Raw genomic sequence first — 19,366 nt, forward strand, 5'->3', positions numbered from 1 at the left:
CTTCACCAGACATTGAAAATCAAAAATTGTTTTTGATGTTCGATGCTGTGAGTGCCCACACAGATTGCTTGATTCAAATTGTTAAAGAGCGTCACGCTTGTCGCGCTGAGGAGCGCGTATATTACGCTTCTCGCTTCGAAAGTCAAGCGATTGTTTTCGCTTTTCTTTCGGCGCCCACTTCGCTAGGAAGCTGGCTCATCAGTCAGGCGTGTTCCGCCGTGCTGGTAGGGGCGCATTATAGGGAGCCGCGCCACGATGACAATAGTTTTTTTGAAGAAAATCACGAAAATTTCAAATTATTCAATTAGAAACAGCTTATTCAGTGTATATATACAAGGTTATCCACAATCCAGCTGTTTCACTCCCCTTTTAGCGTCATTTATATCGCCGCCAGAGCCTTTGGGAGTGCCATACTGGAGCCGATAACCTCTTCCGAGTGGACCATGGTAGCGCCAATCAGGAAAGCTGGTTACCATGGAGGTGAATACAGTGTTGCACCTTTTTTGCTTTCATTTACAAAAGGTCTTTTAAGATGAATTTATCCAAGTTTCCCGTCTATATGCAGGCCGCAATCCTTGCTCTGGTATTGGCAGTGGTTGGCTACCTGGTTGCCCAGGCCCTGCAATTCTCTTTGAAAGCGGAAGTCATTTTTGCAGCAGGTCTGGCGATTGGCGGTTTTGTGGTACCGCTGCTCCTGAAAAGAACCCCGGCTAATGCAGCCGAAGCGATCGCCAATCAGGAGGCTTGCACCTTATATGTAGGCAACCTGCCATATCGCGCCAACGAGATTGCCGTGCGCGAATTGTTTGCCGAACAGGGCCAGGTAATTTCCGTACGCCTGATGAAGGACAAGGCAACCGGCAAGCGCAGAGGATTTGGTTTCGTCGAGATGCCTGCTGCCGATGCTGCCAAGGCGATTGCCGCATTGAATGACAAAGAGTATCAGCAGCGAACCCTCAAGGTACGCGAAGCGAACGACAAACGAGACAAAGAGGAGAAGGAGGGTGGTGAAGTCGAGGCTTGATCCCTCGTCAGAACCCCACCTCTTCCAGTGATGACAGCCCCCATGCTTGCAAGGGGGCTGTCAGTTTTTGGGCCTCCCCATCCAGCCGGGTACAGTAAGCCCTGGCAATCACCTCTTCTATATGTACAGGCTGCACGGTGGCATGCCCGCCATTGCTCAGCAACCAGGCCACCCGTTTGGCAACCGCACTGCCTGAGTCGATCAGCTGGCATTGCGGCATCAGTTGCCCTATCTCTTCATTGAGTAGCGGGAAGTGGGTGCAACCGAGCACCAGCGTATCCGGCTGCTCTTCCCCTTCCAGCCAGTCGACCAATACCTCGCGCAGCAGCGCCATATTGACCGGCAGGCCCGCCAGCTTGTGTTCGGCTTCTATGACCAGCTCGGTGGTGCCCTTGAGCAGCACCCGCTTGCCGGGGGCAAACTGGGCGATCAGTTCGTGGGTATAGTCGCGGCTGACCGTGCCCGGCGTGGCCAGCAGACCGATACAACCGTTGCGAGTCTGTGCGGCGGCGGGCTTGATGGCGGGCACCACCCCCACCACGGGAATATCCAGCACCTCACGCAGGGCCGGCAGCGCTATGGTGCTGGCCGTGTTGCAGGCAATCACCACCAGATCGATATGATGACGGGCCACCATGGTGGTCACCAAGCGGGAACATGCAGTAATCAGGGCGGGCTCACTCAATTCACCATAGGGGAAGTTGGCGTTGTCGAAGCAGTAGAAATAGTTGTGTGCCGGCAGAACGCGACGGATCTCGCGGTAGATGGTCAGGCCACCCATACCGGAATCAAACACGAGAATATTGGCCACTTGAGCTCCCCTTTGGTGCAAGGCGGCGATCATACTCCCGCCTGCCGCCAATAGAAAAGGCCCTGCCAATGGCAGGGCCCCTGATTTTTCCACTTGGCCGGGTCCGGCTTAGAGTGAGTAATCCATTGTCATGTAATAAGCGCGCTCATCGGCAGGGTAACCCACCGCAGTCTGATACTCCTTATCCAGCAGGTTGTTGATCTTGCCCGATACCTTGAGCGCCGGGGTGACCTTGTAGCCGACAACCAGATTCCACACGCTGTAGCCACCCAGCTTGGTGGTGTTGGCCACGTCGTCATAGCGCTCTCCCTGATAGATCCAGCTCAACGAGCCATCAAACTGTTGCCACTGCGCCTGCGTAATCCACTTGGCCCCTTTGCGGGAGACCCGCTGCAACTGCTTGTCAGTCACCTTGTCTTTGGGATCCTTGTACTCGGCAGAGACCCTATGGCTCAACCAGCCGGTGTCGAACACCCCTTCCAGTTCGACCCCTTCAATGCGCGCCTTGCCAACGTTTTGTGGTGTCCACATACCCTGACTGTTGGGTGCCCACTGGATCATCTGTTCGAAGTCGTTGCGATAACCGGTGGCTCGCCACTCCACACCAGCAGTTTGACCATCCAGCATCAGCTCGCTGCTCTTCGACTCTTCCGGCTTCAAGTTGGGATTGCCTAACCCCGGATAGTAGAGATCATTAAAGGAGGGGGCGCGGAAACCGGTGCCGTAACGGGCACTCAGGCGGTAATCCTCCGCAAAACGCCAGCCAGCACCAGTCTGCCAGGTGTTGTGGCGCCCGTACTGTTCATTGTCATCACTGCGCCCGCTCAGCTCACCCTGCCATGTCTGGTTGTCGAATTGGGCCAGGGCATAGACCCCGGTATTGTCCCGCTCCTTGGCCCCTGCCGGATAGGGGGAGCCAGAAGAGCGCGAGCGATCGTCCAGCATGTCGCGCTGCCAGTCAGCACCGCCGCCGAGCGTCCACAGCTCGTTCAGCTTGAGGCTGTTGACCCAGTTCAGGCTGTATTGACGGGTATAGCCACGATTATTGGCCTGATCACGGCCGCTATTGTCGAGATAGTCGTAGGCATCCTGTCTGGAGAAGGCGCCGCGCAGTTCGCTCAGATAGCGATCATCGTGATAGCGCGACCCCAGCTGATAGCTCTGGTTTTCAGTCCACGTTTCGGCTCGATGCGGCGCATAGTTTGCATCAGACCCCGCATACTGGGCCACATTGCGGAACCAGCGGGTCGTACCGAACAGATCCCAGTTGCTGCCGAGCGTCTGCTGATAATCGAGCATGGCGTTGTAGCCCTGATGCCCGTGACGGTCACCATCGTTGATGCCGGGCAAGGGGTGTACGTTGTAACCCTCTTCATCATCAAAACCGCCAACCACCTTGAGCTGACCCGCCTCGCCCACCTGGCTGGCGCTACTGAAAGCAGCCTGGCGCTGTTGATGGGAACCGGCACCGATATTGAACTTGTGCTGATTGGTCCCCTTGTCGGGGCGGGTAATGATGTTGATCACCCCGCCGATGGCATCAGAACCATAAATGGTGGCGCGTGGGCCACGAATGTATTCAATGCGCTCCACCTGATTGAGCGGCAGGTTATTCAGTTCGGTCATCCCGGCGGTCAAAGAGGCACTGCGCACCCCGTCCACCAGCACCAGTGTCTGGGAAGAGGTGCCGCCACGCACCCGCAACGAGCTCATCTGGCCGCGGCCACCATTGCTGACCACTTCCACGCCGGGCAGGGTCTTGACCACATCAGTCACGGTCTGGGCTTGCAGGCGATCGATCTCGTCCCGGGTCACCACATTGACCGGGGCCAGTACGCTGGAGGCAGGTTGGGCGACGCGGGTAGCGGTCACCACCATGGTGGGATTGACGGGAATGGTCAGCTGCTGGGCAAACGCCGCCGTCGGCAACAGGGCAGCCGCCAGAAATTTCTTCGACATGAGAGATCCTTAAGTTCGCGTAAGTATCTACTTCGTGGCCGGTTTCTCTCGGCCCGAAATACGAACTCTGGCAGGTCTTCGGGCTCGGGGGCTGATAGCCTACGGCGACGGCTTCCCGCCTGACGGCAGTGCCCTGATGTCGCTTCGTTCCCCCTTACCGCTGCGCGCCAGCTCCGGATTCTCACCGGATTCCCTATTAAGCATGATGCGCCAAAGCGGGAGAATTATAGGCAGAGCAAAACCGGATGTATAGCCATCCAGATTTCTATTTTTTACCCGTTAGCGCAGCAAGCTTCTGGTGAGCCCCTTCCATCACCGACCGAACCCCCGGATGGGAAAGATGGCGCCCTGCAGAGACCAGATAATAAGAGAGGGTGATGTCAGTGAGAGTGGCAATCCGTTCTACTCCGTAGAGGCGGCCAATTTCGTCAGCCATTGCCAGCGGCGCCGGGAAGATCCCCATCCCTGCCTTGCCGAACGACTTCATCAGGGTGGAGTCATCAAACTGCCCCACCAGATGGGGATGAATGCCCTGCTGGCGATACCACTCCAGCAGCCGATCGTGGGTGGCAGACTTCTCTCCGGGGATCAGCAGCGGCAACCCCTCCAGCGAGGCGGGAAAGCCGTCCCGCACCCGCGCCGCCAGCTCGGGGCTGGCAAACAGCGCCAGCGGAGTGCGCCCCAGCTCGTGGTTGTAGCCACGTACACCACTGTCGGGAGGAAGCGGGCGATCGATCAGCACCATATCCAGCTTGTGACGGGCCAGCTCGCTGAACAACTGCTCGGCCCGCTCCTCATGACACACCAGCCGCAGCGGCGTCGCCAGCGCCATGGCGGGAGCCAGCAGCTCAAACGCCAGGGTGCGAGGTACCGAATCGGCGATCCCCACCTGCATGGTCAGCTCCTGGCTGGCGTGGCGCAAGGTGTGCTCCAGCTCGGCACCGAGCGAGAAAATCGCCCCCGCCTGCTCCTGCGCCTGCCGCCCGGCAGCGGTCAGCACCAGACGCCGCCCCACCCGGTTGAACAGCGCCACCCCGAGGGATTGCTCCAGCTCGGCGACCTGACCGCTGATGGTCTGCGGCGTTAAGTGCAGCTGTTCGGCGGCCTGCGTCACGCTGCCGCTGCGCGCCACATGCCAGAAGTAGTAGAGCTGTTTGTAGTTGAGCATGCCGTTCCTTATCAGTTTTTACCGAACAACCATCAACGAGAATCTGATTTTATCGAAACATTGCGGGCTCTAGCATGCAACCATTATCTGAACTGCCCTGCGAGCCATCATGCTGGACGTTGTTGTTCTCTTCTTTCTGTTTGGTCTGCTGGCCGGTCTGGTGCGCTCCGAGCTCAAGCTGCCGCCCGCCCTCTACGACACCCTCTCCCTCTTTCTGCTGCTGGCCATCGGCCTCAAGGGCGGCGTCGGTCTGGCCCAGCAATCCTTGCTGCCCCTGCTGCCGCAACTTGCGCTGGTGATCCTGCTCGGCGTGGTGCAGACCCTGCTCGGCTTTGCCGTGCTGCGCCTCAAGATGAACCGGGTGGATGCCGCCGCCACCGCTGCCCACTACGGCTCGGTCAGCGTCGCCACCTTTGCGGTCGGGGTGAACTGGCTGACCGAACGGGGCATCAGCTTTGAATCCCAGCTATCCATCTTCCTCGCGGTGATGGAGATCCCGGCCATTCTGGTGGGCATAGTGCTGGCCCGCGGCATCAGTCGCGAGACCCGCTGGCGCATGCTGGCCCACGAGACCTTCCTCGGCAAAGGGGTAACTCTGCTGCTGGGCGGCATGGCCATCGGCTATCTGGCCGGGCCGGATGGGATTGCCCCGCTCAAACCGCTGTTTGTCGACCTGTTCAAGGGGGCGCTGGCGCTGTTCCTGCTGGAGATGGGCCTCATCGTCGCCCGCCAGTGTCAGGATCTGCGCCGCCACGGCCTGTTCCTGCTCGGCTTCGCCCTGTTGATGCCGCTCGCCTCGGCGGGACTGGGATTGGCAGCTGGCCAGCTGATGGGGCTCTCTCTCGGCGGCCTGACCCTGCTGGCCACCCTGGCGGCCAGCGCCTCCTATATTGCCGTACCAGCCACCCTGCGCATCGCCCTGCCTCAGGCCAACCCGGGGCTGTCCCTCAGCGCCGTGCTGGGGGTCACCTTCCCGTTCAACATCATGCTGGGGATCCCGCTCTACCACAGCTGGGCCCGCCACTTCACGGAGTAGCCACATGCAGACCGAGACCCGCACCCTGCTGACCGTCATCACGGAAGCCAATCTGGAGCCGACCCTACTGCGCACCCTCACCCGCGAGGGACTGCGCGGCTACACCATTACGGATGCCCGCGGCCGGGGGGATCATGGCGAGCGCAACGCCAGCTGGAGCGAGAGCGGCAACATCCGGCTGGAGGCGATCTGCAGCCGGGAGCAGGCGGAGCGGCTGCTGGCCCATCTGCAGAGTCGCTACTACCCCGACTACGCCATGATCGCCTTTCTGCAACCGGTCGAAATCGTGCGACCCGAGAAATTCTGAGCCGGCTTGCCGGCTCTTTTTGTTTAGCAAAAGCAAACGTTTAACAGCAAGGAACCAATACACATGAACACCCCTCCGCTGATCGGCCTGGTAATGGGCTCCGACTCCGACTGGCCCGTGCTGCAGGCCGCCGCCCGCATCCTCAAGGAGCACGGCGTGCCCTACGAGGCGCAGGTGGTCTCGGCCCATCGCACCCCGGATCTGCTGTTCGAGTATGCCGCCACTGCCCGCGAGCGCGGCCTGCGCGCCATCATCGCCGGAGCCGGTGGCGCCGCCCACCTGCCGGGCATGGTCGCCGCCAAGACCACTCTTCCGGTGCTGGGGGTGCCCATCCCCTCGCGCCATCTCAAAGGGATGGACTCCCTGCTCTCCATCGTGCAGATGCCCAAGGGAGTACCGGTCGCCACCTTCGCCATCGGCGAGGCGGGGGCTGCCAACGCCGCCCTGTTTGCTGTCTCTCTGCTCTCCGTTGCACAAGACGGCGACGCCCCCCGCTACCGGCAGCAGCTCGACGACTTCCGCACCCACGAGCGAGATCGGGTGCTGGCACTGCAACTGGAGGAGCCGACATGATCCTGCCACCTGCCACCCTCGGCATGCTGGGAGGCGGCCAGCTCGGCCGCTACTTCGTGATGGCCGCCCACCGCCTTGGCTACAAGGTAGTAGTACTGGATCCCGACCCGGCCAGCATCGCCGGTGCCGCCGCCGATCACCATATTGTCGCCCCCTATGACGACACTGGGGCACTGGTCGAGCTGGCCAGCCGCTGCGATGCCATCAGCTGCGAGTTCGAAAATGTGCCCGCCGCCACCCTCGCCCTGCTCGAAAAACAAAAGCCGGTGCGCCCGGCCGCCAGCGCGGTCCGCATCTGTCAGGATCGGCGCGAGGAGAAAGCCTTTCTGTGCGGTGCTGACATCCCGGTCGCCCCCTATCTGGCGCTACTGCCGGAAGAACCCATCCCCGCACAGGCCAGCGAACTCTTGCCCGCCATTCTCAAAACGGCCCGCGAAGGGTACGACGGCAAGGGGCAGTGGCAAGTGAGCGACCTGGATGAGCTGGCGACGGCGCTGGCAGCCAGTGGCGTGCCCTGCGTGCTGGAGCAACGGCTGGCGCTGGAGGGGGAATTTGCCCTGACCCTGGCCCGCAGCCCGAGCGGCGCCATCAGCGCCCTGCCACTGGTGCAGAACTGGCACAGCGGCGGCATCCTCGATCAGACCCGCTCACCGGCCAATGTGCCAACGCTGGAGCGCGAAGCCAAAGGAATCGCTGAGCGACTGATTGCCGCCCTCGATTACGTCGGGGTGCTGACGGTGGAGTTCTTTCTGGTGGAAGGCAGATTGCTGGTCAACGAGCTGGCACCCCGTCCCCACAACTCGGGTCACCCCAGCCTCGACAACGCTGTATGCAGCCAGTTCGAGTTGCAGGTACGGGCCCTGTGCGATCTGCCGCTGCCAGAGCAGATCGCCGTGCGCCCCGCCCTGTTAATCAACCTGCTGGGGGATCTCTGGCAAAACGGCACGCCAGACTGGGCCGCCCTGCTGGCACTGCCCGGTGTGCATCTGCACCTCTACGGCAAGGGAGAACCCCGCCCCAGCCGCAAGATGGGTCACATAACCATCTCCGGCGACGAGTGGCCAACGGTGGCGGAGACCTGCAGTCAGGCCCGCCAGCTGCTGGGGCTAGCGCCACGCTGATTGACCATCGGAAATGCAAAGACCCGGGCATGGCCCGGGTCTCTGTTATTGCTTGCTGTGGCAGGGAGGCTTGTCAGGCCCGTTCGGTAGTCAGCGCCACGGGAGCCGGCAGGCGAATGGTGAGGGAGAGCACCAGCGCCACCACCAGCAACACCAGGATCAGGTGGAAGGTCGCCATAAAGCCGCCAAACAGGGAGGCCACGATGGAGCCGATGATGCTGCCCAGACCAAAGCCCAGATAGATAACGCCGTAGTTCTTGGTCAGGTTGTTGAGACCGAAGAAGTCGCTCACCAGCGAGGGGTAGACGGTGATGGTGCCGCCGAAGCTGAACGCCACACAGGCCACCGCCACGAAGAACAGGTTGGCATTGAGCGGCACGAACAGCAGCAGCGCCATGCCCGCCAGGGTAATCAGCTGGGCGATGGTGATGACCCGGATGCGGGACATCTTGTCAGAGAGGATACCCAGCACCAGACGGCCACCCAGGTTTGCCATGGCGATGATGGCGACGGCATTGGCAGCCACCACTGCTGGCAGACCCACCATCTTCTCGCCGATATCCTTGGCCACGCCGATGACGTAGAGGCCACTCATGCAGGCGGTGAGGAACATCAGCGCCAGCATCCAGTATTGTGGCTTGCGCATCGCCTCGGCCAGAGTGAAGTCACGGCTCTCGCTCTGCTGTACGGAAGCGGCCTGCTTGGGCGCATCCTTCATCAGCATGCCGCCCACCAGCACCATGGACATGGCGATCAGCCCCCACAGCTGGAAGGTGGTCTCAAGGCCGGAGCTGGAGAGCAGCAGCAGGTTGATGTATTTGAAACCGAGACTGCCGAGGCCATAGGCACCGATGGAACAGGCGGAGATCAGCCCCTTGCGCTCCGGGAACCACTTCACGCAGTTGGAGAGGGTCATCAGGTAACCGGTACCGTCGGCAAAACCGACCAGAATGCCCGCGCAGAGGTAGAGCATCGCCAGATTGCTGGCATGGGCAGTGAGGAAGAAGCCGATGCCGAGCAGCACACCTGCGCCCAGGGTCACGTTGCGCACACCGAATCGCTCCTGCAGCTTGCCCGCCATGGAGGAGGCGACCGCCAGCGACAGGCTGAGCAGGCCGAAGGCGAAAGCGACCTGACTCACCGGCTCGTCCAGCTTGTCGGAGAGTTGGGCGTTGAACAGGCTCCAGGTGTAGACAGAACCCAGTGCGAACTGGGTGATGATGGTACCGATCAGTGTCAGGTACCGGGTGCGGTTCATCTCTTTGGTCATGATGCGTCTCGGTCGATGGCCTTAAGGAAATTGAGGCCACTATAGGCAAGACGCAGTTCGCGCCGATCGATTAAGGCATGAAATGCAGATCGACGGGAATGAATGACAATCAGAGCCGCATCAGCTGACGGAACGCCTTGATGTTGCTGCGACTGACCGGCACCTCGAACGGCAGATCATGGAGCCGGATGAGGTAGGTGCTGTTAAACCAGGGGACTATTTCGCGGATCTTGTTGATGTTGACGCAGTAGGAGCGGTGGCAGCGAAAGAACCCCTCGGCCGGCAGCCGGCTGACAAACTCGCTGATGGTCATGGTCATCACGTAGCGATCATCGCGGGTATAGACATAGGTGAGCTTCTCGTCGGCTTCTGCGTAGTAGATCTGCTCGCAGGGGGTGACGATGATGCGCTCCCCCTTCACCAGATTGACGGTGCGATTCTGCGCTGCCCCCGGCTCGCTCCCCTGCCCCGCCTGCGACTTGCCCGCCTGCTCCAGCTTTTGCAGCAGGCTGATGAGGCGCGGCTCGTTGTAGGGTTTGAGGATGTAGTCGAATGCCTCCAGCTCGAACGCCTCCACCGCGAACTCTTTGTAGGCGGTGACGAAGACGATGTGGGGCGGGTGACTCGACTTGTGCAGGTTCTTGGCCAGCAGCAGGCCGTCGATGGAGGGGATCTGGATATCCAGAAACACCACGTCCACCTCGTGATCCTGCAGGTATTTGAACGCCTCCAGCCCGTCCTCGAAACTCGCAACTATCTCGATCTGGCTGTGCTGATTCACCAGATAGATCAGCTCCTCGCGGGCCAGATACTCATCTTCCACTATGATCGCTTTCAACATGACATTGCCCCCTGAAGAAGCACAGGAGAGGCAAGCTCCTCACGAATCAAACATTCGTCTTCCACAATGATCGCTTTCAGCATGACAACACCTCTCGCGGCACACACTTATCCTCAACCATGATGGCACTCAGCACGGCATCGACTCCTGATCCGGCAGATAGAAACTCACTTCGGTACCCGGCTCCAGCCGCTTGAGGTGCAGACCATCGCCATAGAGCAGCTTGACCCGCTGATGCACGTTCATCAGGCCGATGCTGCGGCTCTCCACCCGACCGGCGGCCACCCCGTCGATCACCGTCTGACTGATGCCGTAACCGGTGTCCCGCACCGATACCCGGATGCCGCCCGCCAGCTGCTTCACCTCGATGGTGACCCGACCCGGCGCGCTGCGGGGCTGGATGCCGTGCAGGATGGCGTTTTCCACCAGCGGCTGCAACAGCAGGCTCGGCACCTGAATGTGCACGTCGTCCACCTCGAATACCACCTCCAGCTTGTCGCCGAAGCGGGCCTGCTCGATTGCCACGTAGTCGCGCACCTGCTGCAGCTCCTCCTGAATGTCGATGAGCTCATCCCCCTTGTTGAGGTTGTAGCGCAGATAATCCGCCAGATTGGCGATGAGCTGGCGCGCCTGCTGGGGCCGGATGCGGATCAGCGACGAGATGGCGTTGAGGGCATTGAACAGGAAGTGCGGGTTGATCTTGCTCTGCAACGCGGTGAACTCCGCCTTGCGGGTCATCTCCTTGAGCTGCTCGATGCGCGACACCTCCATCTGGGTGGAGATGAGCTGGGAGAGGCCGACCGCCATCTCTCGCAGCGAGCTGGTGATGCTGTGGGTGCGGCGGTAGTAGATCTTGAGGGTGCCGCTGACCGAACCGTTTTCCCGCAGCGGAATAATGATGACCGAGTGGAAATCGGAGAGGTGGTACTGGCGCAGATCATTGTTGATGATGATCTGGTCGAGCAGCACCGCCTGCTGGGTCATGCCGCTGATGGCGTGGTGCTCATCCAGCTCGTAATAGTCCTTGCCCACTCCGACATAGGCCAGCACGTCATGGGTATCTGTGATGGCCACCGCATCGGAGCTGATGTCGCGCCGGATCACATCGCACACCTGACTGAGGGAGTGGCGGTCGATGTTCTGGAAGAAGGGCAGCGTCTTGTTGGCGATATCGAGCGCCAACTTGGCCTGCTTGGCGGCAATCAGCTCCTTCTCGTCATCCAGATCCTGCACCAGCTTGATGATAAGGCCGATGCAGAGCGCCCCGGCGATCATCGGATAGGCGATATGGCTGACAATCTCCACCCCGACTTCGTGGGGCTCGGTCAGCAGCCAGATCAGCAGCATGGTCAGCCCTTCGCAGAGCATCCCCGCCAGAATGCCGTAGAGCCAGAGCCGCGACTTGCGGCAGCGCAGGTGCAGCCAGGTGGCGAGCAGGCCGGCAATGATGCTGGCGATAAGGCAAGGGATGGAAGTGTGACCATCCATATCGATGAGGTAGCGGTGCAGGCCGGAGATGACCCCGGCCGGAATGCCGACCCAGGGGCCGAACAGGATGCCGCCGGAGATGATGGCGATGATCCGCACGTTGATCAGCGCCCCCTCTACCGGAATGCCGGTGTAGGTACTGAACACCGCAAACAGGCAGAAGATGGCCGCCACCAGCACCAGTTCGGCCGGGGTGTGATCCCGCTTCTGGAAGAGCCGCTGGAACGGCCTAGTGCGAGTCAGAAAGAAGAGGGTCATCAGCATCAGCGCCGCCCGTTCGAACACCGCCAACAACATCATCTGATTCTCAAGCATCTGCGCCCCCTTGCGGCAACCCGACCGATCACCCTAACCCTGACCAATAAATCGGGGCCGGATAAACCAGCCCCTGTGACATCAACAGTACTGACCGGCCACCCAGCCGGAGGACCAGGCCCACTGGAAGTTGTAGCCGCCGAGCCAGCCGGTCACATCCACCACTTCGCCGATGAAGTAGAGGCCGGGCACCTTGCGCGCCTCCATGGTCTTGGAGGAGAGCTCGTTGGTATCGACGCCGCCCAGGGTTACTTCGGCGGTGCGATACCCCTCGGTGCCGTTGGGCAGGATCTGCCAGTCACCCAGCAGGTTGGCCACCGCTTCCAGCTCCCGCTCGTTGTACTGGCGCATCGGCTTGCTGACCAGTTGGCCCAGCTCCACCAGCTTGTCGACGAAGCGCTTGGGCAGCTCGCGCCCCAGCACGGTTTTCAGCTCCTGCGCCGGGTGCGCCTGCGCCCATTCGCGCAGGGCGGCCGGAATATCCAGCTCCGGCAGCAAATTGATATGGATCTTCTCGCCGGCATGCCAGTAGGAGGAGATCTGCAGGATAACGGGGCCGGAGAGGCCGCGATGGGTGAACAGCATCGCCTCTTTAAAACGGGTGCCATCCTCGGCGGTCACCGCGACCGGCAGGCTGATGCCAGCCAGATCGGCAAACGCCTCTTTCTCCGCCTGATGCAGGGTAAATGGCACCAGACCGGCGCGGGTCGGCAGCACCTTGAGGCCGAACTGCTCCGCCAGCTTGAAGCCATACGGGGTGGCCCCCAGCTTGGGCATGGAGAGGCCGCCGGTCGCCACCACCAGCGAGTGGCAGCCGATCTCCCCCTTGCTGGTGGTCAGCACGAAGCCCTCGTCCTGTTTGCTGACGGTGAGGATCTCGGTCTGGAACTGCAGGGTCACCCCGGCCCAGTCACACTCGGTGAGCAGCACATCGACGATATCCTTGGCGCTCTCGAGACAGAACAGCTGCCCCAAAGTGCGCTCGTGATAGTTGACCCCGTGGCGATCCACCAGATCGATAAAGTCCTGCTGGGTGTAACGGGCCAACGCCGACTTGCTGAAGTGCGGGTTGGCGCAGAGGTAGGCGTGAGCACCTGCCTGATGGTTGGTGAAGTTGCAGCGGCCACCGCCACTGATGAGGATCTTGCGGCCCGGCTTCTTGGCATTGTCGAGCACCAGCACCGAGCGGCCCCGATAGCCCGCCTGCGCCGCACACATCAATCCGGCCGCACCGGCCCCGATCACCACCACATCGACCTGCTTCATCATCACTCACTTATCAAAATAGAAACGGCACCTGGCCAGAACCGTGATTGCCTCTGGCGGAACACAACCATAGTGGCTGCCCACCAGAATAAACAACGGCCCTTAAAAGGGCCGTTATTGTACTGGCTGAACACTAAGTGTCCACGACTATCAGGCGTTGCTGTCCATGATGCTGGCAGGGGCGCCCTTGGCCAGTTCGGCCAGCTCCTTGTCGATGAAGTAGAGGCCTTTGCCATCTTCACCCACCAGACCCAGACGGTCGACGATGCTCTTGAACAGCTTCTCCTCTTCATGCTGCTCGGCCACATACCACTGCAGGAAGTTGAAGGTGGAGTAGTCCTGAGTGGTGAAAGCTACATGGGCCAGACCATTGATGCACTTGGTGATGTGATACTCGTGCTCCAGGGTGGTACGGAATACATCCCCCAGCGACTTGAACTCGTGGGGAGGGGCATCAATAGCGCCCAGACGTGGCATGGCACCGGTCTCGCTCACATAGGTGAACAGACGCTCCATGTGCTGACGCTCTTCGACCGCATGCTGTCGCAGGAAGGTCGCCGCACCCTCGAAGCCCTTGTCTTCACACCAGGCGCTCATCTGCAGATAGATATTGGAGGAGTAGAACTCCAGGTTAATCTGCTCGTTCAACTTCTCGATCATGGCTTGGGCCAGCATCTTGTTTCTCCTCAGTGATTTGGTATCGATTGTCGCCACACTCCCGTCACGAATCAACCCGCCAACGAGAGGGAGATCCCGTTTCTTTCAGCTCAGGGGGTCAGCTCACCAAGGGAGGCGACATCCACCGGCGCAGCATAATCGACCCCTGACAGCTCGAAGCCGTTGAGCTGCATGAAATCCTGCCGCAGCCCGGCAAAGTCCCCCAGCGCGTGGAAATTGTCCGGCGTCACCTTGGGCCAGAGCGCCGAAACGGCGGCCTGAATGGCCGGGTCGAGCTCGTGGTCATCCATCCGGATCAGCCGGCTGCCATCGGCCACCACCCCATTGGGCCCGTACATCTTGGCGGCAAACAGTCGCTGCATCTGTTCGATGCAGCCCTCGTGTACGCCGCGCTCTTTCATCACCCCCATCAGCAGGCCCAGATAAACCGGCAGCACCGGAATATAGGCGCTCGCCTTGGTCACCAGCGCCTTGCAGACCGACACCCAGGCATGGCCGCCAATCTCGGCCAGCTGCAAATTGATGGTCTCGGCGGTGGCGTGCAGATGCTCCTTGGCATAACCGATGGTGCCATCCCGATAGAGGGGATAGGTGGATTCGGGACCGATGTAGGAGTAGGCGACGGTCTGCGCGCTAGGGGCGAGACAATCCGCCTGCTGCAACGCCTGCATCCAGAGCTGCCAATCCTCGCCCCCCATCACGGTGACGGTATCGCGGATCTCCTCCGGCGTGGCGGGCGCCAGCGACTGCTGCACCAGGGTATCGCGCTCCAGATCCAGCCCCCAGCCGCTGAACGGCTGGCCAGTAGTCTTGAGCACAGAGCGCACTTGCGTGCCATCTGGCAGCACCCGGATACCGCTCGCCAGCGAGTAGATCACCAGATCCACCTGCCCCAGCTGCTGGCGGATGGTGTCGATGGCCTGCTGGCGCATGCCGTCGGAGAAGGCATCACCGATCAGGTTGATGGCGATGCGCCCCTCCTGCTCCGCCTCCTTGCGAAACCAGATGTTGTTGTACCAACCGGCACTGCCCAGCCCCTTGTCGGAGGGGCCCCGCTCGAACGAGATGCCAATGGTGTCGGCATCGGCACCGAAGGCGAGCGCAATACGTGACGCCAGCCCGAAACCGGAGGAGGCCCCCAGCACCAGCACCCGCCTGGGGCCGTTGAACGGGCCAGCAGCCTTGATCCGTTCGATCTGCTGCTGCACGGCGGCGCGACAGCCGATAGGGTGACAGTTGCGGGCAACACAACCCTGGATCTGTGGATGAATGATCATGAATGAATCTCCAATACATCAAGACGATATGAAGGACGACCGTGGCGGGCAACCCCACCCCACTCTTGAATCTGGGGATGAATGATCATGGGAAGGCCTCCAAAGAAACTGGCTACAGCATAACCAAATCGAAGGAGATTAACTTGATGCCGGATCGCTATCAGTCAGAAAAGCAGCGGGAAATGAGGCGGATAAACAAAAGGGAGCACGTGGCTCCCCAAAGCGGTATTCAGATGCTTTTTGTTGTTTTGTGTTCATTGCGAAGCACGGGCCCATCCTATGCCTCTCCCCTTTCATGGGCAAGCCAAAGGGTGTGATCGGCTTCAAACTCCTGTTTAATTTATAGACAAATAATGGTCAATACTGAGTGGCCAACCCTCCGACGTTAAAAATTAAACTCATTTAAATCCCGAAACTGTGCCTACGACACCATTTTAGTTTCAGCAGAGATGGGTATAGTGGAGTGAAGGATCGGTAAGGAGATATCCCATGAGTGGAACAACTTATTACAAGCATATTCTGGCCGCGATCGACCTCTCTGAAGATAACCGCAAGGTGATCGACAAGGCGGTGGACAGAGCCCGTTCCAACGGCGCCAAGCTGTCGGTTATCCATGTCGATGTGGACCTCAAGGATCTCTACACCGAGATGATCGATATCGACATCGACAACGTGCAGGATCAGGTGATCACCGAAGCGAAAGAGAAGCTGGAGGCCTTCCTCGCCTCGGTGGACTACCCCATCGAGAAGAAGCTGGTGATCTGCGGCGATCTGAGCGAGCGGGTCAATCAGGCGGTCAAGGAGTACGAGATCGACCTGCTGGTGTGCGGCCATCGCCAGAGCTTCTGGAGCCTGCTCACCTCCAGCGCCCGTCAGCTGATGAATACCGTGCCCTGCGATCTGCTGGTCGTCCCCTTGCAGAAGTAATGAAACCGGCGTAGTTTGATTTGCTATGAACATGACCACATTCAATCACAACTACTGGTGGTGCTGCTCCTAAACAGGCGGCACCGCGTTTCTATTGTAAATTTCCCAAAGAAAACACCGTGACCGCCGAGAGGCGGTCAACTGTTTTTATCCCTTTGTCGCCTCCCGGCTCACCCAACTGGAGAGAGTGACATGCACAACCCCGTAATCCTGACTGGCGATCGTCCCACCGGCAAACTGCACATCGGCCACTATGTCGGCTCCCTGCGCCAACGGGTCGACGCCCAGCACCACTACCGTCAATTCGTGATGATCGCCGACTTGCAGGCGCTGACCGACAACGGCCACAATCCGGCCAAGGTGACCGACAACGTGTTGGAGGTAATGGCCGACTATCTGGCAGTCGGCCTCGACCCGGCCAAGACCACCTTCTGCCTGCAGAGCGCTCTGCCCGCCCTCGCCGAACTCACCTGCTACTACCTCAATCTGGTCAGCGTCGCCCGGCTGGAGCGCAATCCCACCGTCAAGGCGGAGATCCAGCAGAAAGGGTTCGAGCGCACGCTGCCGGCCGGTTTTCTGGTCTATCCGGTGAGTCAGGCCGCCGACATCACCGCCTTTCGCGCCAGCCACGTGCCGGTTGGGGAAGATCAGCTGCCGATGCTGGAGCAGACCAACGAGATCGTCCGCCGCTTCAACTCTCTGGTAGGCAAAGAGGTGCTGACCGAATGCCAACCAATCCTGAGCGACACCGGCCGCCTGCCCGGCATCGACGGCAAGGCCAAGATGTCCAAATCCCTCGGCAACACCATCGAACTCGGCATGTCGGCGGAAGAGGTCAAACAGGCGGTGTTCGCCATGTATACCGACCCCAACCACCTCAAGGTGAGCGATCCGGGTCAGGTGGAGGGGAATACGGTGTTCGCCTATCTCGATGCCTTCCACCCCGACAAGGCGTTAGTAGCCGAGATGAAGGCGCACTACCAGCGCGGCGGGTTGGGGGACATGCGCTGCAAGCAGGTGCTGAACGACTGCCTGCAGACCCTGCTCTCCCCGATGCGGGAGCGCCGGGCCGCGGCCATTGCCGACAAGAAGATGCTGCTGGAACTGCTCTATCAGGGCACCGAGCAGGCTCGCATCATCACCGATGAGGTATTGGCGGAGGTGAAGAGCGCCATGGGACTGGATTACTTCGCCAGGCTGCGCTGAGCCGGGGTGCCGAGCGCATCGGCGCCGTAGAGGTCGTACACCAGCTGGTGCAGCAGGCTCTTGAACCAGCTGATCGCCTCGTCATGGGCAGTCAGCGGGTGGCCCGCCATCAGATAGACGATGGGGATCTCCGGATCCAGCTGATGCATCCGCAGCGGGTAGTAGCGGCAGAAGTGACGCCCGATCATCTCGGGCACCACCACCAGATAGCGCCCGGTCGCCATCAGCGGCGGCACCGCCATAAAGCTCGGCAATCTGACCCCCAGCTCCCGCTCCACCCCGAAGCGGGCCAGCCAGAGCTCCACCATCGCCTGGCTGTGGCCCCAGCTGGAGGTGTGGATATGGGGGCGGCTGACCAGCTCGACCGGAGTCAGCAGATCGGGCAGCTCGCTACCAAGGGGCGACAGGCAGACCAGCGGATTGCTGAACCACTCCTCGCGCCAGAGACGGGGCGAGAGGTGGTTGGCACCGGCAAAACCGATCACCAGATCCAGCTCCCCCTTCTCCAGCTCCCGCTCGTAGTTGCTGTCGGCCAGCTCGCACACCTCCAGCCGACAGTGAGGGGCCTGCCGATGGAGCCTGTCCACCAGCAGCGGCACCAGTCCGTGCTCCACCGAGCCCGGGGTAGCGATGCGGAAGATCCGCAGCGCGCTGGCAGGTTCGAATCCTTTGGCCTGACGCAGCCCCTGCTCCAGCATCGCCAGCGCCTGCCGCACCGGCCCGGCCAGCGCCTTGGCGCGCTCGGTAGGCATCATCTCCCGTCGACTCATCACGAAGAGAGGGTCATCCAGCGCGATCCGCAACCGACCCAGCGCATGACTGACGGTGGATTGGGAGAGATGCAGCCGCTCGGCGGCGCGGGTGACGTTGCGCTCCTGCATCAGCATGTCGAATACCGCCAGCAGGTTGAGGTCGAGGCGGGAGAGAGAGCTATTCATCGATATTAGCCATAGTTGAATGCCGACAATTCATTTTTACCATAGTAACAGATTACCTAGAATGCGCAGGCTTAATACATCGGAGATTAAAATGCGTAGCTATCTGTTATTGCTGGCCATCGGCCTGCTGTGGGGTTCCCAGTTCATTTTCATGCACCAGGCCGTTGCTGAGCTGCCCCCCATTCTGGTGGCTGCCGGTCGTGCCCTGTGCGGCAGCCTGACCCTGGGTCTGCTCTGCCTGTTCATGCGTCTCAAGAGTGAAAACACCCCGTGGCGTACCTATATGCTGATCGCCCTGCTGGATGCCACCATCCCCTTCATCATGGTCGCCTGGGGCCAACAGTATGTGGATAGCGCCATCGCCGCCGTGGTCATGGGTTGTATCCCGTTTGTGACCATTCTGGCTGCACCGCTGTTTATTTCTGGTGAAAGAATCACCAAAAGTGGTCTGCTCTCGGTGATCATCGGCTTTGCCGGTGTGCTCACCCTGTTCTGGCCGAAACTCTCTCAGGGCATGAACGCCGGTCTGCTCGGTGCCGTTGCCATCCTGTTCGGTGCCAGCTGCTTCGCCATCGGTCTGCTGATGATCAAGCGCTTCGCCAAGGATCACCCTGTGGTCGTTGCCCGAAATATCCTGATCTCCTCGGCCACCCAGTTGCTGCTGGTCGCCCCCTTCATGGTTGACCTGAGCAGCCTGACCCTGCCGAGCAGCCAGGCCCTGAGCGCGATTACCGTGCTGGGTACCCTCTGTACCGGTCTGGTCTACTTCCTCTACATGGCGCTGATCCAGAAGGCTGGCCCGACGTTCGCCTCCTTCAGCAACTATCTGGTGCCGCTGTTCGGCGTGATGCTGGGCGCCCTGTTCCTCGGCGAGCAGATCCACCCCACCACCGGCGTGGCCCTGGCCCTGATCCTCGGCTCGGTCGCCATGAACCAGTGGGCGCAACAGCGTCGCATGCAGCGCGAGGTCTCCCTATGTCAGGCATCCTGACCACACTGTGCGGTGGTCTGGTACTGATTGCCGGCTGGCAGTATCGCCAGCGACTGGCCGGGATCATGGGCCTGCTGATGGTACTGCTGCCCTGGTTCTTCGATAGCAAGCTGCAAGCCATGCTGAGCTATGCCCTGAATGCCTGAAGTCCATCTCTGAATGTGTGACGA

Annotated in this window: 20 protein-coding genes and 1 riboswitch; of the genes, 10 read left to right on the forward strand and 10 right to left on the reverse strand. The window is 60.5% G+C overall.

Going from position 1 to position 19,366, the window contains the following annotated elements; genetic code table 11:
* Positions 1 to 308: hypothetical protein (locus tag ACW5W8_RS08870; protein ID WP_498627428.1), on the forward strand; the 308-nt coding region annotated here is incomplete at its 5' end.
* Positions 309 to 532: 224 nt separating this feature from the next.
* On the forward strand, positions 533 to 1,024 hold the full coding sequence (locus ACW5W8_RS08875; protein WP_498627430.1) for an RNA recognition motif domain-containing protein: 492 nt from the start codon (positions 533 to 535) through the stop codon (positions 1,022 to 1,024).
* Positions 1,025 to 1,031: 7 nt separating this feature from the next.
* On the opposite strand, the gene murI is transcribed toward ACW5W8_RS08875, so the two are convergent.
* The 3 genes from murI to ACW5W8_RS08890 form a co-directional block, all read right to left on the reverse strand.
* Entirely contained in the window at positions 1,032 to 1,835 is an 804-nt protein-coding gene (gene murI / locus ACW5W8_RS08880) for a glutamate racemase (protein WP_498627431.1), read from the reverse strand.
* A gap of 108 nt (positions 1,836 to 1,943) precedes the next feature.
* Positions 1,944 to 3,794 carry a TonB-dependent receptor domain-containing protein gene (locus tag ACW5W8_RS08885; RefSeq protein ID WP_498627433.1) on the reverse strand — a complete coding sequence of 617 codons (1,851 nt, stop codon included), beginning with the start codon at positions 3,792 to 3,794 and terminating at the stop codon, positions 1,944 to 1,946.
* Between the two features lie 52 nt (positions 3,795 to 3,846).
* Positions 3,847 to 4,024, reverse strand: a riboswitch (cobalamin riboswitch).
* Between the two features lie 35 nt (positions 4,025 to 4,059).
* Positions 4,060 to 4,962 (reverse strand): LysR family transcriptional regulator, encoded by a 903-nt coding sequence (locus ACW5W8_RS08890; RefSeq protein ID WP_498627435.1) that lies wholly within the window; start codon positions 4,960 to 4,962, stop codon positions 4,060 to 4,062.
* A gap of 109 nt (positions 4,963 to 5,071) precedes the next feature.
* Between ACW5W8_RS08890 and ACW5W8_RS08895 the strand changes: the two genes are divergently transcribed.
* The 4 genes from ACW5W8_RS08895 to ACW5W8_RS08910 all read left to right on the forward strand — a co-directional run bounded on the left by ACW5W8_RS08895 (position 5,072) and on the right by ACW5W8_RS08910 (position 7,999).
* Positions 5,072 to 5,998, forward strand: coding sequence for a sodium-dependent bicarbonate transport family permease (locus tag ACW5W8_RS08895; RefSeq protein WP_498627436.1), 927 nt, complete (start codon positions 5,072 to 5,074; stop codon positions 5,996 to 5,998).
* Positions 5,999 to 6,002: 4 nt separating this feature from the next.
* On the forward strand, positions 6,003 to 6,305 hold the full coding sequence (locus tag ACW5W8_RS08900) for a P-II family nitrogen regulator (protein ID WP_005321666.1): 303 nt from the start codon (positions 6,003 to 6,005) through the stop codon (positions 6,303 to 6,305).
* 63 nt (positions 6,306 to 6,368) lie between these two features.
* On the forward strand, positions 6,369 to 6,878 hold the full coding sequence (purE, locus tag ACW5W8_RS08905) for a 5-(carboxyamino)imidazole ribonucleotide mutase (RefSeq protein WP_139394789.1): 510 nt from the start codon (positions 6,369 to 6,371) through the stop codon (positions 6,876 to 6,878).
* A complete protein-coding gene (locus ACW5W8_RS08910) occupies positions 6,875 to 7,999 on the forward strand; it encodes a 5-(carboxyamino)imidazole ribonucleotide synthase (RefSeq protein WP_498627438.1) in 1,125 nt (374 codons plus the stop codon). Before purE ends, ACW5W8_RS08910 begins: the two co-directional genes overlap by 4 nt.
* 73 nt (positions 8,000 to 8,072) lie before the next feature.
* On the opposite strand, the gene ACW5W8_RS08915 is transcribed toward ACW5W8_RS08910, so the two are convergent.
* From ACW5W8_RS08915 to fabV, 6 genes are all read right to left on the reverse strand, one after another.
* Entirely contained in the window at positions 8,073 to 9,269 is a 1,197-nt protein-coding gene (locus ACW5W8_RS08915; RefSeq protein WP_019446255.1) for an L-lactate MFS transporter, read from the reverse strand.
* Between the two features lie 109 nt (positions 9,270 to 9,378).
* On the reverse strand, positions 9,379 to 10,110 hold the full coding sequence (locus ACW5W8_RS08920; protein ID WP_033115292.1) for a LytR/AlgR family response regulator transcription factor: 732 nt from the start codon (positions 10,108 to 10,110) through the stop codon (positions 9,379 to 9,381).
* Between the two features lie 129 nt (positions 10,111 to 10,239).
* The gene (locus tag ACW5W8_RS08925) at positions 10,240 to 11,913 is read right to left on the reverse strand and encodes a LytS/YhcK type 5TM receptor domain-containing protein (RefSeq protein WP_498627440.1); all 1,674 of its coding nucleotides are present in this window, start codon (positions 11,911 to 11,913) and stop codon (positions 10,240 to 10,242) included.
* An 81-nt stretch (positions 11,914 to 11,994) separates the two neighbouring features.
* The gene (locus ACW5W8_RS08930) at positions 11,995 to 13,179 is read right to left on the reverse strand and encodes a BaiN/RdsA family NAD(P)/FAD-dependent oxidoreductase (RefSeq protein WP_498627497.1); all 1,185 of its coding nucleotides are present in this window, start codon (positions 13,177 to 13,179) and stop codon (positions 11,995 to 11,997) included.
* 150 nt (positions 13,180 to 13,329) lie between these two features.
* Positions 13,330 to 13,854 carry a non-heme ferritin gene (gene ftnA / locus ACW5W8_RS08935; protein WP_498627441.1) on the reverse strand — a complete coding sequence of 175 codons (525 nt, stop codon included), beginning with the start codon at positions 13,852 to 13,854 and terminating at the stop codon, positions 13,330 to 13,332.
* A 92-nt stretch (positions 13,855 to 13,946) separates the two neighbouring features.
* Positions 13,947 to 15,134 (reverse strand): enoyl-ACP reductase FabV, encoded by a 1,188-nt coding sequence (gene fabV, locus ACW5W8_RS08940; RefSeq protein ID WP_498627442.1) that lies wholly within the window; start codon positions 15,132 to 15,134, stop codon positions 13,947 to 13,949.
* Between the two features lie 489 nt (positions 15,135 to 15,623).
* Here fabV and ACW5W8_RS08945 point away from each other — a divergent pair, with 489 nt between their 5' ends.
* Both ACW5W8_RS08945 and trpS read left to right on the forward strand, forming a co-directional pair.
* Complete coding sequence (locus tag ACW5W8_RS08945; protein ID WP_498627444.1) at positions 15,624 to 16,061, forward strand: universal stress protein; 438 nt, start codon at positions 15,624 to 15,626, stop codon at positions 16,059 to 16,061.
* A 192-nt stretch (positions 16,062 to 16,253) separates the two neighbouring features.
* The gene (gene trpS, locus ACW5W8_RS08950) at positions 16,254 to 17,267 is read left to right on the forward strand and encodes a tryptophan--tRNA ligase (protein WP_498627446.1); all 1,014 of its coding nucleotides are present in this window, start codon (positions 16,254 to 16,256) and stop codon (positions 17,265 to 17,267) included.
* On the opposite strand, the gene ACW5W8_RS08955 is transcribed toward trpS, so the two are convergent.
* Positions 17,246 to 18,205 carry a LysR family transcriptional regulator gene (locus tag ACW5W8_RS08955; protein WP_498627447.1) on the reverse strand — a complete coding sequence of 320 codons (960 nt, stop codon included), beginning with the start codon at positions 18,203 to 18,205 and terminating at the stop codon, positions 17,246 to 17,248. The genes trpS and ACW5W8_RS08955 overlap by 22 nt on opposite strands.
* 91 nt (positions 18,206 to 18,296) lie before the next feature.
* Between ACW5W8_RS08955 and ACW5W8_RS08960 the strand changes: the two genes are divergently transcribed.
* Positions 18,297 to 19,196 carry a DMT family transporter gene (locus tag ACW5W8_RS08960; protein ID WP_498627448.1) on the forward strand — a complete coding sequence of 300 codons (900 nt, stop codon included), beginning with the start codon at positions 18,297 to 18,299 and terminating at the stop codon, positions 19,194 to 19,196.
* Positions 19,181 to 19,342, forward strand: a complete 162-nt coding sequence (locus ACW5W8_RS08965; protein WP_111808873.1) for a hypothetical protein — start codon at positions 19,181 to 19,183, stop codon at positions 19,340 to 19,342. The genes ACW5W8_RS08960 and ACW5W8_RS08965 overlap by 16 nt, the downstream gene beginning before the upstream one ends.
* Positions 19,343 to 19,366: the final 24 nt, after the last annotated feature.

Source organism: Aeromonas aquatilis, assembly GCF_054052405.1.